The following is a 15,656-nucleotide window of genomic DNA, read 5'->3' as shown; positions in this document are numbered from 1 at the left end:
TGGAGCCGTTCCACAGTTTGTGGCTCTTCTGAAATTACGAGAATTAAAACGGCAATTCACTTACGTTGGCATTCTTGAGTTGTCAGACCTTGAATGGAATGCCATTAAGGGCATTGCTCGTTATCGCGAAGGACGTCAGAGCCCCAGACGGCAATACGACCCCAAGCTTATTGTTAGTGGAATTCTGGAGAAGTTAGGTACAGGTCGAAGTTGGGCCGAAACCGAAATCCAATGGCCCAGCCGTTCCGCTTTAGGAGGTGCTTACTCGTACTTGAAAGAGACGGGAAGATGGGAAAACATGCTGGTCGCTCTTTGGAAGGTTCGAGCACATTCGGGACCGACTGCGCACCCGCACCAGACATAGATTTAATTTCGTGGCACCGCAGGTTTGCAATTTTCTAGCCCGAACGAACCCGCTAACGGGGAACGTCCCCGCGTGGAAGTCGAGCGCGCGGGAAATGGAAGCAGCGAGGCTGGGACCCGTCTCGCGAGACCGGACATGCTGAAATAGTGGGGCTGCCGGACGCGCTTGTGCCGGGAGGCGCCTCCAGCCATTGGACAAGGAAACCGCCGCGGTGGGAGTCGAAGTGACCCGGCCGCCTATTTATTTCGACGGCTGAGAATGCGGCCTCGGCATGTTCCATGCGTAAGCCCCCGCGGCCAGAGCATGTGCAACAGGCGCTCCGAGCGAGCCGCCCATAACACAGCGATACGACATCGATAACCATGCCTTCATTTATATACTACGGATAACTGATCATTAGATAAGTATCTTGCTGCTGCTCCCACCTCCACAACTACAAATCGTGATAATAGTGCTTCATGATCTGGACAGAATCGCTAGACCAACCTCTCCTTCTGGCCCGCGACATCTCCCTCAACTGCCTCCCCGATAAAGATCACGCATCTGAGCTGCCTGGTCACTATTCTGAAAATCTTCCAGCTCGCGCCTTACTTGCTCACGTGTTTTTCCCATGGAAACAGGAGCCGCCGGAGTGACAGCCGGAACCGCGACCGCTGGATCCTGCGGGGTGCTGCCAGCCACTACCGACTCGTTCTGATTGGTCGCTGATTGGGCGAAGCATCCGTCTGCCGTGACTCCAGCCATCAGGGCAAGACAGACGGCGATCGATTGATGAAGTTTCATGAGCGTTCTCCTTTGGAGTTTAAGAGATCGGCCTGTGCATCGTTCGCCGACCGACAGCGGTCCTGGTACAAGCCAAGCAGGTTCGGCTCGTCGCGACGGCCAACCCGATCCGGGTATGCTTGAAGAGTTCCCTTGCAGCGTTGCTGTCATATTCATTCTTGGTCAGACGACACGCCGTCACAACGCACATGCGTAGGCGACGGACAAGGAACGCAGGTGAAAGATGTATGCACTCCCGTTCGCCGATCCGGGTGACGTATCAGCTAGCCGCCTTCCATGACCGAACTCCTTGCCAAACCGCCCAGCTGCGGGCAACGCACATCATCTTGCCGATACATTTGTGGCTGATGGCAGGGATCGCGACCTGTTATTCTGCTTTTATCGCGCTGTGGCCAGGCATTAGAGCGTTTTGCACCCGCTACCACCCGCCGCTTTCGCTGGAATTTGCCGTCTTTCCGTTAGCCACGTTCAGTGGAAACCGATCTAACCCGTGGTGCGCCGACCAAGCCTCTCAATGTCGCGCACTATCCGCCCACGGCGGCTTTCCTGATCAAGCAGCCTTATGAGATCGTCAGGCTTCGTAGTACGCAAGTTCAGGTCGGCGGCAATGGAGCGTGCGTTCCGTATGGACTATGCACGTCGCTACGCGGGCCAACGCAGGCTGGCTGGCGCCAGTCTCATCCTGCTATGGATCGCGGTTTTTGCCCGTGATTGGTTGCTGCTGAACACGCTTGATCCCCGCATCCTCCTCCACGTTGGCTATGTGCGACTTGCAGGTGCCGTGGGGATGGCTGTGCCGGTATGGTTGATGTGGGGACCACGCGCCTTTGACGAACGCTGGGCCGTCAGATTACTGTGTCTAGTGACGCTAAGCTGCTGGGCCGCCCTATTGGGATTGGTGAACGTTTACCCGGCGGCCCGGATCGGACAGGAGGTTTTCCCCGGCTTTTTTGTTGTCCTTTTCCTGATATTCACGTTGTTCCGACTTCGCGCAATCACGGCAACATGGTTAGTCGGACTATGCGTTGTCACCTTCCATTTTATAGAACTGAGTCGTTACATCTCGGGTAGTGTTTCCACGCCGTGGTCTCACTGGATCACCCGTGGAGCTATGGTGTTGACGATGTATCTCGCCGGCATTGTCGTCTGCATTCAGTTTGAACGCACCGCGCGGCGCGAATTTGTGTTCCGGCGGACGTTGCGCGCAGCCAAGGCACGCGTTGAAGCGGCGTCCCGGGCTGTCAACCAGCAGAATGAACGCATGAGAGAATTCGTTAGAGAGAAGGAGCGGTTCTTTTCATCGGCCTACCACGACATCCAGCAGCCTCTCGCCGCGATCAACCTCTTCATCCGTAGCGCGCGGATAAAACTCGAAGGTGAACACGCCGCGAGCCATGATCTCGACGTCATCGAGGAAACCGCGCGCGACATCCTCGCCATGTTCAAGGATATCCAGGACTATAGTGAACTAGGCTCATACGTCCCGCACCTGGCGCCAGTCGACACACAAGCCGTGCTGACAGAAGTCCTCGAGCAATACCTTGAACCGGCAAGGTCGCGGGGCATCGAGTTGAGAATCAGCGGACGTCGGCACCCCCCGCCACCCATTGAAAGTGACCGCTCCTTGTTCAAGCGGGCATTGTCCAATTTCGTATCGAATGCGATCAAGAACACTTCCGCAGGGGGTGTCGTCATCGGCTGGGTGGAGATCGGGGAACGCCTTCGCATCGACGTGCGGGACACAGGAGTTGGTATCTCGCCCATGCATCGGGAGGCGATATTCACCGAGTACTATCAGATCGACAACCCGGGGCGCGATCGCTCGAAAGGCTTGGGGCTTGGGCTGTCCATCGTGCACCGGGTCATTGGCATTCTGCCGCAGCACAGCATGAGTTTCTGGTCGGTCGAAGGCCGTGGGTCGCGCTTTTCCCTCTACGCTCCGATTTCTGAAATGACACCTGCCACTAAGACGGACGATCCAAAGAGCGACGCATCCACGTCCGTCCTCAGGGGCAAATACGTCCTGCTGTGCGACGACGAACCGATCGTCCTGGAGGGCCTGCGCCGGTTGTTCGTCAGTGCTGGCGCGCTGGTGGACACCGCCGAGTCGATGGCGGGATTCGACGCCATTTTGGCCGATGACTGCCGCATACCCGACGTCATTGTCGCCGATATCCGGCTGCGAGTCGGCCCAACCGGTATTGAGGTTGCCGAACGAATCAGGCAGCATTTCGCATGGGCGGGCGTGCTTCCCGTCGCATTCATCACGGGTGAACTGGTATCTCCCCGCACACTTCGCGATTTCGCCGAACCGTTCGTTCTGCTGCGGAAGTCTTCCGCGCCGGAGAGCACGCTCGCTGAAGTTAGTCGGCTCATTGCCGACAGGCAGCCGGCAGGCTTCGATCACGTGCAGGATGAGTGACTGGCGGGACCAGCCTCGGATAGAAGTATGTCCCTATATTCCCTATACGCCCCTATTAGCCAGCGGCAGTACGAGGGGCGGCCGAGCCGGGCAACGCATCAGGTAGTTGCCCTCCATGACCGAACTCCTTGCCGAACCGTCCAGGTGCGGGCGAGGACGCATCATGTTGCTGATACATTTGTGGCTGATGGCAGGAATCGCTACCTGTTATTCTGCTTTTATCGCATTGTGGCTACGCATGAGGGTGTTGTGCACCCATTACCACCCGTGCCGCTTTCGCCGGAATTCGCCGTCTTTCCGTTAGCCGCGTTCGGTGGGAACCGGCTAACCCGTGGTGCGCCGACCAAGCCTCTCAATGCCGCGCACTATCCGCCCACGGCGGCTTTCCGAATCAAGCAGCCTATGAGATCGTCAGGCTTCGTAGTACGCAAGTTCAGGTCGGCGGCAATGGAGCGTGCGTTCCGCATGGACTATGCGCGTCGCTACGCGGGCCAACGCAGGCTGGCTGGCACTATCCTCATACTGCTATGGACCGCGTTTGTTGGCCGTGATTGGTGGCTGCTGAACACGCTTGATCCCCGCATCCTGCTCCACGTTGGCTATGTGCGACTTGCAGGCGCCGTGGGGATGGCCGTGCCGGTATGGTTGATATGGGGACCACGTGCCTTTGACGAGCGCCGGTCCGTCAGATTGCTTTGCATAGTGATACTAAGTTGCTGGTTCGCCCAATTGGGGGTGATGAACGTTTATCCAGTGACCCGGGTCTATGAGAACATTTTTCCCGAATTTTTTCTTCTCACTTTCCTGTTATTCACATCGTTCCGACTTCGCGCAATCACGGCAGCGTGGTTAGTCGGACTATGCATTGCAAGCTTTCGTCTTACCATTTACCTCTGGCTATGGGCTAACGTTTCCACGCCAGGGTTTCACCGGGTTTCCTGGGCTTCCCGAGGCAATACGGTGTCTATCATGTATCTCGCCGGCATTGTCGTCTGCATTCAGTTTGAACGCGCTGCCCGGCGCGAATTCGTGTTCCGGCGGACGTTGCGCGCAGCCAAGGCACGCGTTGAAGCGGCGTCCCTGGTTGTCAACCAGCAGAATGAACGCATGAGAGAAATCGTTAGAGAGAAGGAGCGGTTCTTTTCATCGGCCTACCACGACATCCAGCAGCCTCTCGCCGCGATCAACCTCTTCATCCGTAGCGCACGGATAAAACTCGAAGATGAACATGCCGCAAGCCATGATCTCGACGTCATTGAGGAAACGGCACGCGACATCCTCGACATGTTCAAGGATATTCAGGACTATAGTGAACTAGGCACTTACATCCCGCACCTGGCGTCAGTCGACACACAAGCCGTGCTCACGGAGGTCTTTGAGCAATACCTTGAACCGGCAAGGTCGCGGGGCATCGAGTTGAGAATCAGCAGACGTCGGCGCCCCCCGCCGCCCATCGAAAGTGACCGCTCATTGTTCAAGCGGGCATTATCCAATTTCGTATCGAATGCGATCAAGAACACTTCCGCAGGGGGTGTCGTCATCGGCTGGGTGGAGATCGGGGAACGCCTTCGCATCGACGTGCGGGACACAGGAGTTGGTATCTCGCCCATGCATCGGGAGGCGATATTCACCGAGTACTATCAGATCGACAACCCGGGGCGCGATCGCTCGAAAGGCTTGGGGCTTGGGCTGTCCATCGTGCACCGGGTCATTGGCATTCTGCCGCAGCACAGCATGAGTTTCTGGTCGGTCGAAGGCCGTGGGTCGCGCTTTTCCCTCTACGCTCCGATTTCTGAAATGACACCTGCCACTAAGACGGACGATCCAAAGAGCGACGCATCCACGTCCGTCCTCAGGGGCAAATACGTCCTGCTGTGCGACGACGAACCGATCGTCCTGGAGGGCCTGCGCCGGTTGTTCGTCAGTGCTGGCGCGCTGGTGGACACCGCCGAGTCGATGGCGGGATTCGACGCCATTTTGGCCGATGACTGCCGCATACCCGACGTCATTGTCGCCGATATCCGGCTGCGAGTCGGCCCAACCGGTATTGAGGTTGCCGAACGAATCAGGCAGCATTTCGCATGGGCGGGCGTGCTTCCCGTCGCATTCATCACGGGTGAACTGGTATCTCCCCGCACACTTCGCGATTTCGCCGAACCGTTCGTTCTGCTGCGGAAGTCTTCCGCGCCGGAGAGCACGCTCGCTGAAGTCAGTCGGTTCGTTGCTGCCCAACAGCCGACAGACTTCGGTCATGCGCGGGATCCGTGACTGGCGGCACGCCGAGCTTGATCCCTCTATCAGCCAACATGACGATAAGTTCCGTACGGCGCCGCAGATTGAAATGCGTGAGCAGATGACTGACGTATTTTCGGACGGTAATGTCCTCGAGCCCCATTTTCAGGGCAATTGCCTTCGAGGGAAGTCCGCGTACCAGCCACGCCAATGTTTCAAACTCTCTCGGACTGAGCCCCAGATCGGATGCGCTGCTCATGTCGGAATTACCGCTCGGCTGCGCTTTCCCAGGACCATTTGCCGGAGCCTCGCCCGTGCCCATGTCATGCCTGAGCCTCGCGATGCTGGCCGCAGGCAGGAACACGCCTCCGGCAAGTACTGCGCTTATTGCTGCATGAAGCGCTTCAGGAGGTGAGGACTTTGGCACATATCCCATGGCGCGAAGTTCGATGCAACGACTGATGGTTTCCACGGTCTCATCGGCCGAAATCACAATCACCGGTAACGACGGTCGCGACTCCCTCAGTTCGGCAAGTGCGTTGCAACCGTAACCGTCAGGAAGGTCGAGATCGAGAAAAACGATGTTCAGGAGTTCGCCAAGCGCATGCTTCAAGCCCTGCGACAACGTACTCGCGTGCAGCAACTCGATCCCGGGAAAGAGGTCTCTCAATAGCAACGCCAATCCGGCCCTGAACAGTTCGTGATCATCGACGATCAGTACGCGCATTCCGTCGTCTCCCAGGAACACATTCGAGGCGAGCTGCCGTTACATCGTTACGCCCATCGTTACACCATTACGCATTCGGATACTACACGCAGTACAGCCATTTCAGTGGCCTCTGAAGTCAGCCATTGATCAAGCGAACGCTTGATCTGGTTAATCGCGCGCTCGCGTAGCACGGCTCGTGCCACACACCTAAGACACGAATGGCAGCTTCACATCGCGCGCCGCATCCAGCATCGACACCGTGATCTTGCGGACTTCCAGCTTGCTCTGCGTGATATGGGCACGCAACAGGATGGTCGCTTCGGTCAGCCGGTTGCGCTCGATGAGATGCAGCATGGTCGAGTGCTCGTCGTAGGTCGCGCTGGTCCGGTGAGGCTTGAGAAAGTCGAGCCGGCGCACGATGCGGATACGCTCGGTGACGTCGTTATGAACGCGCACCATCTCCGCATTGCCGGTCGCGGCCACGATCTGCCGATGAAAATTTTCGTCCATGCCGAACATCTTCACGGGATCGGCTTCACGCGCTTCCGGCTCGACGCACCAGATTTCCTTGAGCGCATCGATAGCCTCACGCGCCCCCTCGCTTCCCGATGTCAACCGTTCAAGCGCGGCCACTTCAAGCACGATGCGCAAGTCGTAGAGCTGATCCATCTGGTCGAAGTCGATTCGCGCGACCTTCCATCCTCGCCGGAAACCAACCTCCAGATAACCCTCGCGTTGCAGCCGGAACAAGCCGTCGCGCATTGGCGTGCGCGATACGCCGTAGTACTGTGCAATCCCGTTCTCCGAAAAACGATCGCCCGGAAAAAGCCGGAAATTGAAGATATCGTTTTTCAGCCGCTGGTAGACCTGCTCGGCAAGCGGGTTGGCGGCGTTCGGCTCGATCGCTTCCATACCTGTTTCAATTGTGTCTTCCGGCATGCGGGTTCCCCTTTGTTCTTATTATCGGCGTTTCAGGGCCCGGGAATAAGGCTCACGTGCGCGGCGATGATTGTGAAGCCTTTGGCAGGACCGAGGCGCGCCCAGGTCTGCATCTGACGTCCGACCAACGGCGTCGCGTCGCTGGTGAATTCCGTGCTGACAGTCGCGAAGTCGCGGCCGAATGTTGTGATGACAGTCCGATGCAACCTGCGCGAGGCAGGCACCGGCGCACATGTTTCGCGCCATTGGCGAATCGCCTCGCCGCCATGCTGAATTTCGGCAATGCCATAACGCACCGTCTCCGGTGCATTCCAGAACAACGCGTTCATCGTTTCGATATCGTTCGCCACGAGCGCGCGCTCATACTCGACGAACGCCGCACACACCTCGGCGATGACTTCCGGCAGGTTGATGTCCATCGTCGGTAGGTTCCTCACGCTGCGGTAAAGGATGACAAGGGCGCGGTCCATCCAACAATACCGCCTTGGGAGCGCACCATTTCCAGAGTCGCCTGCTTGAACGCCGGGAAATAGCTGGCGGTTGCGTCCTCGACAAGCAGGCAGTCGTAACCGCGGTCGTTCGCTTCGCGCATGGACGTCTGCACGCACACTTCCGTCGTCACACCGGCGAAAACAAGATGCGTGATATGCCGCGCCTCCAGTTCCTGAGTCAGCAATGTCGCATAGAACGCGCCCTTGCCGGGCTTATCGACGACAAGCTCGCCTTCGGCCGGTGCAAGTGCGTCGACGATCGCATTGCCCGGTTCGCCCCGAATCAGGATGCGGCCCATCGGACCTTCGTCACCAATGCGTGCATTGGGCGCGCCGCGAAGGCGCTTGGACCGCGGACAGTCCGACAGATCCGCCGCATGCGATTCACGCGTATGGACCACGAACCACCCGCTTTCACGCGCTAAAGCCAGCAGCGCGGAGACAGTCGGCACGATCTGCGCAAGCAGCGATACATCGTTGCCCAGCGACTCGCCAAAGCCACCGGGTTCAATGAAGTCCCGCTGCATGTCGATGATGACAAGCGCAGTTGTCGAGGGCTCGAATGTAAAGGGACTGGGTAACGCCGGTATCGTGATCGTCATGGCCGTTCCCCGCAACGGTTTAGTCTCATTCGATGACCTCCTTCAACGCTTCGGCAACCGGAGCAACCTGGGCCGTCGAGTCGCCATGCCCCGCCATGTAGTGGCCGAGCGTCGCGCGTTCGGCACTCGCCGCAGGCGTCTCATACACGAGTTCCCCCTCCGCGATCACGACAATCCGGTCCGCCAGTTCCAGCAATTCGTCGAGGTCTTCGCTCACGAGCAGGACCGCCGCGCCGGCATCGCGCGCCGCCATGATGCGTGCGTGAATGTCCGCCACCGATGCGAAGTCGAGACCGAACACCGGGTTCGCCACGATCAGCACATCGACCGGCTGACCCAGCTCGCGAGCGAGCACCGCGCGCTGGACATTGCCGCCCGACAGCGTGCCGATAGCGCGTTCGGGCAACGGCGGGCGGACGTTGAAATCGTCGATGAGAAGCGCGGCGCGATCCCGCATCGCGCGCCGGTCGAGACGCCAGCCGCCGCGACGCAATGGCGTGCGATCGAAGTCCCGGAGAGCCAGGTTTTGCGCGACGCTCATGTTCGCCACGCACGCGTTTTTAAGCGGCTCTTCAGGGATGGCGAACACACGGCGGCGCGTCATTTCCTCGCGCGTGGCGTGGTACGCGTCACCGGCTATCTCCATCTCACCCGTCTTCACGCGGCGTTGCCCGACCAACGCCTCGACCATCTCTTTCTGACCGTTGCCCGATACCCCCGCGATCCCGAGTATTTCGCCCGATCGAACCTCGAGCGACGCGCGTCTGACCGCGGCATGGCCCCGGTCATCGTCGATAGAAATGTCACGCATGGCAAGGCGTATTCGCGCTGCGGGGTCCACCGGCTTGCGCGCGACCCGCTCGGCATTGACCGCGTCCATGACCGCGGTGTCGCGCGTCTCGGCGGCGCCCATCATCAAACCAGCGAGCGCGTCGCGGCTGGTCGCCGATACCGCGCTCGTCCCGACCTGCCTGCCCTTGCGCAGCACGGTCACGTCGTCGGCATACGCCATCACTTCGCGGAACTTGTGCGTGATCATCAGCACGGTCAGCTCGCCGCGCATCGTCAGGTCGCGCATCAGGCCGAGCACTTCATCCGCCTCTTGCGGCGTCAGCACGGAAGTGGGTTCATCGAGAATCAGGAAACGCTGCCGGAGATACAACTGCTTGAGAATTTCGAGCTTCTGCTTTTCTCCGGCGGCAAGGCCAGATACCGGCGCGTCGAGCGGCAGGCGAAACGGCATGCGCTGCATGAACGCATCGAGCGCTTCGCGTTCCGCGGTCCAGTCTATTTTCCAGGGCAGGCTCCCGCGTGCCAGCAGCAGGTTCTCCTCCACCGACAGCCCCGAGGCCAGCGTGAAATGCTGGTACACCATGCCGATACCCAGCGCTTGCGCATCGCGCGGGGAAGCGATGTGAACCTCACGGCCATCGGCTGAAATCTGGCCTTCGTCGAGCAGGCCGTAACCCACCAGCCCTTTCACGAGGGTACTTTTGCCCGCACCGTTTTCACCGAGCAGCGCGTGAACCGTGCCCGGCCGGACCTTGATGGACACGTTATCCAGCGCACGAAATGCACCGAACGACTTGCCGGCGTTGTGCACTTCCACCCCTAACGCATGCAAAGGAGTCGACATGATCAGCCACCAAGAATGGTCAGGAGTGCGTTCGAATCGGATACCGCGCCGAACACGCCGCCTTGCATCGTGATCATGTGCAGCGCCGCCTGATGGTTGGCGGGGTCGGTCGCACCACAGCAGTCCGCGAGAACGGTGCATTCGAAACCGCGGTCGTTCGCTTCGCGCATGGTGGTATGGACGCAGACGTCCGTGGTGATCCCTGTCAACACCAGGTTCACGATACCGCGCGTGCGCAGGATCAACTCGAGATCGGTCGCACAGAACGAGCCCTTGCCGGGTTTATCGATGATAATTTCGCCCCGCAGCGGCGCCAGTTCACTGATGATTTCCCAGCCCGGCTCGCCACGCACGAGGATGCGGCCGCACGGGCCGTCGTCGCCAATGCCCACGCCTTCGGTGCCCGCGCGGCGACTGCGCCAGCGCTTGTTCGCCGGCAGGTCCGACAAATCCGGCCGATGCCCTTCGCGCGTATGAATGATCGTGAAGCCCTGCTCGCGCATCATGGCCATCACGCGCTTGATCGGCTCGATCGGCGCGCGGGTCAGTGACAGGTCATATCCCATCTTGTCGACGTACCCACCGTGGCCGCAGAAATCCGTCTGCATGTCGATCACGACAAGCGCCGTGTTATTCGGGCGCAGGTTGCCATCGAAGGGCCAGGGGTACGGAGAGGCATTAATGAATCGGTTCATGGTCATGGCCGCCTTGAAAATGGGTAAGCAGGTCGTTCAGCGTGTAAGACTCAGCTCGCCCGGTGCGCCGGCAAGCGTGCGGTCCGGACGGCAATTGATGATCATGATGGCGAGCGTGAGCACGTAGGGCGCGGCGTTATACAGGTAATAACCGCTCGTCACGCCAATCGACTGCAACGCTGGCCCGAGCGCCCCCGCTGCGCCGAAAAGCAGCGCGGCCCACAGGCATCGCAACGGTTGCCAGCGCGCAAAAATAACGAGCGCGACGGCCATCAACCCTTGCCCGCTGGAAAGCCCTTCGTTCCAGCTTCCCGGATAAACCAGCGACAAATATGCCCCGCCGATCCCCGCAAAAAATCCGCCCACTGAGGTTGCGATTATGCGAATCCGCGTGAGCGGATAACCCATCGCACGGGCCGTCTCGGCGTGATCGCCGACCAGACGCAAGGTCATGCCCCAGCGCGTCGTGCGCAGCCCCCACTGCAATACGAACGCCAGCACCACGCCGATCACGAACAGCGGGTTGATATGCAGCGCGTTGTGCAATTGCGGAGAACTCGTCCATGTGCCGAGATCGAATGATTGAAGACCCGGCGCCTGCGGTTCGATAAACGGCTTGCCCAGATAAAACGCGAGCCCCGTTCCAAGCAACATGAGCGCGATGCCGAACGCGATGTCCGACACCCGGGGCAGCGAACAGACAAGCCCGTGCAGGCATCCGAGCAGCAAGCCGACCAGCCCGGCCGCGAGCACCCCGGCCCACGGCGAGCCGGTCAGGAAAGAGGCGGCATAACCGCTCATCGCGCCCGACACGAGAATACCCTCAAGCCCGAGATTCACGCGCCCGCCCTTCTCGGTCAGGCATTCGCCCAGGCTCACGAACAAATACGGCGTGCTGACGCGGATCGCGCCGGCGAAGAGGGACAGCAGCAGGATCACGAAGGGCGAATGTGCGTCAGGCATGGGTCTGCTCCATCGGCAAGTTGATGTCGGCGAGTGCGGCGGCTTGCAGTTGCACTCGCCACGCGGCGATCCTCCCGCCCAGCGCTTCCCATGCGAGCAGGTTCGCGAACAGCAAGCCTTGCAGCACGAGCGTGGTGGCGTCGGGAAGATCGAGCCGGCGTTGCAGCAGACTGCCGCTCGCTTCGATCCCGCCGATCATCAACGCGCACACAATGATCGCGAGCGGATTCTGGCGGGCGGCGAAGGCGACGAGAATGCCCGCGTATCCGTAACCGGCGAGCAGCGATGCGTTGGCGCTGCCCTGCACCGCTGCGACTTCGAACATGCCGGCAAGACCCGCCGCCGCACCGCCGAGCGCGCAGGCGGCCAGCGCGAGCAGGTTCACCGGCAAGCCGACCAGCCGCGCCGCGCGATTGCTGCCGCCGACCACGCGCATCGCAAAGCCCTTGGTGCTGTACTTGACGAAGACCCACGCGCCGATGCACGCAAGAACGCCCCACAGGAGGCCCCAGTGGACCTCCAGGCCCGGGAGCGACCCAATCATCATGGAAGGGGGCACGGGGAGCGTGGAGGGCTTGTTGAGACTTGCCGGGTCGCGCAACGGCCCTTCGACCAGATGCTTGAACAGCGCAATGGCGATGTAAGCCATCAACAGGCTGCTGATGGTTTCATTCACGCCGCGCCATTGCCTTAGCGCGCCGACCGCGCCAATCCAGATCGCGCCCGCCAGCATGCCCGCGAGCGCCATCAACGGCGTGGCAATCAGCCATGGCGTACTGGCCGGGAGCATCTCCGGGACGATGGCCGCGCACATGCCGCCGAGCGCCAGCGCGCCCTCACCGCCGATCACGATCAACCCGACCTGTGCAGGCAACGCGACGCACAGCGCGGTCAGCATCAACGGTGAAGCGCGCAACAAGGTGCTTTGCCAGGCGAACGACGAACCGAACGCGCCCTGGAAAATCAGGCCGACGGCATCGAGGACCGGCTGGCCCTGCACCAGCAGGAATAACGAAAACAGCACCAGGGTTCCGACAAGCGCGAGCACCGTCGGGATCGCCGGCAACAAGGCGAGCAGAACGCGGGCAGTCTGGGCATGGGGACGCATCACGGCTCCTTCAGGAGGTCAGCATGACTAATCATCAGATCTGGCCGGCCACGCCCGCCACGAGATAGTTCATGCTCTCCAGCGTGTAGTCGGTCTGTACGTGGCTCGTTCCGGAGGCGATCGCAACGCCACCCTTGTTGTCCTTCATCGGCCCCTTGAAGATCACGAAGTCGCCCGCCATCATGCTGCCCTTGATCGCGTCAGCGGCCGTCCTCGCGTCGGGCGTGACCTTCGCGCCGTACGGCGACATCTTGACGAAACCCTCCTTGAGACCGCCGCGCAGCACGTTAGGCTGAGGCTTGCCGGCCTGTGCATCGGCGACGAGCGCCTTGTACGGTGTCGCCCAATCCCACTCGGCGCCGGTGAGATAACCCTTGGGTGCAAGCGCCGCCTGGCTCGCGTGATAACCGCAACTCATCACGCCGCGCTTCTCCGCCGTTTCCACCACGACCTTCGGACCATCGACGTGGCAGGTGATGACGTCGCAACCCTGATCGACGAGACTGTTGGTCGCTTCCGCTTCCTTCACGGGCATCGACCAGTCGCCGGTGAAAATAACCTGCGTGGTGATGGCCGGATCGACGGACTGCGCGCCGAGCGTGAACGAGTTGATATTGCGCAGCACTTGCGGAATCGGCTTGGCCGCGACAAAGCCGAGCTTCTTGCTCTTGCTCATGTGCCCGGCCACCACGCCATTCAAGTACTGGCATTCATCGATATAACCAAAGTAGCTCGCAATGTTCGGCGGATTGCCTTGCTTCCATAAGCCGCCGCAATGCGCGAACCGGACGTTCGGATACTTGGCGGCCATCTTGAGCACATGCGGATCGAAGTAACCGAACGAGGTCGCGAAAACGAGCGTCGCGCCGTCCTGTTCGATCATCGCTTCCATGGTCTTCTGGACCGCGATGGTCTCGGGCACGTTCTCTTCTTCCACGACCTTGACGTTGGGCAGCTTCTTGATGATTGCCGCCGCCGACGCCTGCGCCTGGTTGTAGCCATAGTCGCCACGCGCACCGACATAGATCACGCCAACCGTTGTGTTGCCCGCGGCAAACGCCGACCGGAACGGGGCCATGGTCGCGAGCGCCAACAGGCTCGCGTCTTTGATAAAAGTGCGGCGGCTAGTCATGTCATTCGACTCCTGGTTAGCGGTTATCGAGCTGTTTTCTGAAGACTGTAGAGATAGGCGATCCAGCGCCGAGAGCCGGCATGCCGTACGCGCCGCAAGAGCGGCTAACAAAGCCGCGACGCGTGGACGGATTGAATGGATCAGGGAGTCTGGACATGAATTCCGTCTTGAATACAAGATGGAATTCATCAATGCAGGAGCTATGCCAGGAGAAGGGCGCGCTCGCGTTCAACCCCGCCAAGCGTCATGGCACAAGGCTTTGCGCCAATCACGCGGGCTCGGCGCATTGGCTTGCTGAGTGCCCGGTGCTTTAGCTGCTGGTGCGCGATGCACCGTCGAGTAACGTGCGCGCACAAAAGCGGCGCTTGCAGGCGCCGCGAATCACAAGCCATCCTGAACAGTTCGGGTCAGGACGCCTGGTTCGCTCGCGAGGACGCGAGCGCACTTCGTCCCGTCAGGAATTTCCCCAGATAAATCGACGGACGCTCCACCACGAAGTGAGTCACGGCGGCAACGGGAATGACAAGCAACGCCGCTGTCATGATCGAGCGCCATGCCGGAACCGAAGCAGGCATTAGATGGATTACTGTAAGGAGAACGACAGTATGGGTCAGATAGAGACTGTAGGAGATCGTGCCCAGGAATACGATCGGGCGTCTGGCCAGCGCCAACGTGAAGCGCCTGGATACGATTGTCGTACAGGTGATACCCGCAGCACCCGCCACGACACACCAGTCGAAAATGTACTGGCCCAGGATACCCGACGTAATCGACATTATCGAGCGCGACAGGAAATAGAGCGTGACCGAAGCTGCGAGGACGAGCATGGTTCGATCGCCCTTCGCTAGCCATTGTTGCCAGCCCACGCGGTGGAAAGCCAGCGTCGCACCGACGATGAACATCCCCAGGTAATGCGCCGTCATCGCCCACTCGCCACTGAAACTTGGGCTGCTGGTCACGTCCGTATTTCGCCCCATCGCGAACGCGAAGGAAACCAGGGAAATACCCAGCGCCGCCGCCAGACACGTGCGTGCAGAAACGCGCCTGACGCAATATACGACCAGCGGCATCATCAATGAGATACGCATTTCGTAGATCAAGGACCAGATAACGGGAAGCACGCGATTGGCTTTATATTGTCCGATGAATAACAAATGCTCCAGTATTTCGCCGCCCGAGAATGATCCGGTCCATATATGGTTGAACCATGAACCGGCCCATTTAACGGGCTCTATATTGATCAGATAAATGGCCGAAAAAGCGGCAAACAACACAACGAGATAAGGCAGGTAGATCCGGCAAATCCGCTTGATCACATAGTCGCGATACGTAATGCGGCGGTCCGATATTAACTGGAGGGTCAGGACAAATCCGCTAAGTATGAAGAATAAGATGACCGCTTCATGGCCGAGCGCCAGCACGCGCAACGGTGACCTGGGTATCCACCGGAGCGGGCCGACCAATACAAAATGATTAATGACGACCATCAGGGCAGCTATGCCGCGCAATGCATCCAACTGAGGATAATGGCGACCGCGAAAAGGACTTGTTTCATTCATCCGATAAATACCTTGAAGTGG

The 15,656-nt window shown here is 59.8% G+C and carries 13 protein-coding genes; 2 read left to right on the top strand and 11 right to left on the bottom strand.

Features of this window, described 5'->3' with window-relative positions; genetic code table 11:
• Positions 1 to 877 precede the first annotated feature (877 nt).
• Complete coding sequence (locus HB376_RS15480; RefSeq protein ID WP_213764539.1) at positions 878 to 1,147, bottom strand: hypothetical protein; 270 nt, start codon at positions 1,145 to 1,147, stop codon at positions 878 to 880.
• Between the two features lie 625 nt (positions 1,148 to 1,772).
• Here HB376_RS15480 and HB376_RS15475 point away from each other — a divergent pair.
• Together HB376_RS15475 and HB376_RS15470 are read left to right on the top strand one after the other, a co-directional pair.
• Entirely contained in the window at positions 1,773 to 3,569 is a 1,797-nt protein-coding gene (locus HB376_RS15475) for a hybrid sensor histidine kinase/response regulator (protein WP_213764538.1), read from the top strand.
• Between the two features lie 465 nt (positions 3,570 to 4,034).
• Positions 4,035 to 5,837, top strand: coding sequence for a hybrid sensor histidine kinase/response regulator (locus tag HB376_RS15470; protein ID WP_213764537.1), 1,803 nt, complete (start codon positions 4,035 to 4,037; stop codon positions 5,835 to 5,837).
• Here HB376_RS15470 and HB376_RS15465 read toward each other — a convergent pair.
• The 10 genes from HB376_RS15465 to HB376_RS15420 form a co-directional block, all read right to left on the bottom strand.
• Positions 5,779 to 6,528 (bottom strand): response regulator transcription factor, encoded by a 750-nt coding sequence (locus tag HB376_RS15465; RefSeq protein WP_213764536.1) that lies wholly within the window; start codon positions 6,526 to 6,528, stop codon positions 5,779 to 5,781. The genes HB376_RS15470 and HB376_RS15465 overlap by 59 nt on opposite strands.
• Positions 6,529 to 6,717: 189 nt before the next feature.
• Positions 6,718 to 7,449 carry a GntR family transcriptional regulator gene (locus HB376_RS15460; protein ID WP_255631365.1) on the bottom strand — a complete coding sequence of 244 codons (732 nt, stop codon included), beginning with the start codon at positions 7,447 to 7,449 and terminating at the stop codon, positions 6,718 to 6,720.
• 32 nt (positions 7,450 to 7,481) lie between these two features.
• A complete protein-coding gene (gene hpxZ / locus HB376_RS15455; RefSeq protein ID WP_213764535.1) occupies positions 7,482 to 7,868 on the bottom strand; it encodes an oxalurate catabolism protein HpxZ in 387 nt (128 codons plus the stop codon).
• A gap of 14 nt (positions 7,869 to 7,882) precedes the next feature.
• Entirely contained in the window at positions 7,883 to 8,542 is a 660-nt protein-coding gene (locus tag HB376_RS15450; RefSeq protein ID WP_213764534.1) for an isochorismatase family cysteine hydrolase, read from the bottom strand.
• Between the two features lie 25 nt (positions 8,543 to 8,567).
• Positions 8,568 to 10,178 (bottom strand): ABC transporter ATP-binding protein, encoded by a 1,611-nt coding sequence (locus tag HB376_RS15445; RefSeq protein WP_213764533.1) that lies wholly within the window; start codon positions 10,176 to 10,178, stop codon positions 8,568 to 8,570.
• 2 nt (positions 10,179 to 10,180) lie between these two features.
• Entirely contained in the window at positions 10,181 to 10,873 is a 693-nt protein-coding gene (locus HB376_RS15440; RefSeq protein WP_213764532.1) for an isochorismatase family cysteine hydrolase, read from the bottom strand.
• 36 nt (positions 10,874 to 10,909) lie between these two features.
• Complete coding sequence (locus tag HB376_RS15435; protein ID WP_213764531.1) at positions 10,910 to 11,836, bottom strand: ABC transporter permease; 927 nt, start codon at positions 11,834 to 11,836, stop codon at positions 10,910 to 10,912.
• Positions 11,829 to 12,944, bottom strand: coding sequence for an ABC transporter permease (locus HB376_RS15430; protein ID WP_213764530.1), 1,116 nt, complete (start codon positions 12,942 to 12,944; stop codon positions 11,829 to 11,831). Before HB376_RS15430 ends, HB376_RS15435 begins: the two co-directional genes overlap by 8 nt.
• 34 nt (positions 12,945 to 12,978) lie before the next feature.
• The gene (locus HB376_RS15425) at positions 12,979 to 14,076 is read right to left on the bottom strand and encodes a BMP family ABC transporter substrate-binding protein (protein WP_213764529.1); all 1,098 of its coding nucleotides are present in this window, start codon (positions 14,074 to 14,076) and stop codon (positions 12,979 to 12,981) included.
• 407 nt (positions 14,077 to 14,483) lie between these two features.
• The gene (locus HB376_RS15420; RefSeq protein ID WP_255631364.1) at positions 14,484 to 15,635 is read right to left on the bottom strand and encodes an acyltransferase; all 1,152 of its coding nucleotides are present in this window, start codon (positions 15,633 to 15,635) and stop codon (positions 14,484 to 14,486) included.
• Positions 15,636 to 15,656: the final 21 nt, after the last annotated feature.

The sequence above is a fragment of the Caballeronia sp. dw_19 genome, assembly GCF_018449515.1.
GTDB lineage: Bacteria > Pseudomonadota > Gammaproteobacteria > Burkholderiales > Burkholderiaceae > Caballeronia.
Note: the sequence above shows the minus strand (reverse complement) of the source record. Positions and strands in the feature narration are given on the sequence as shown.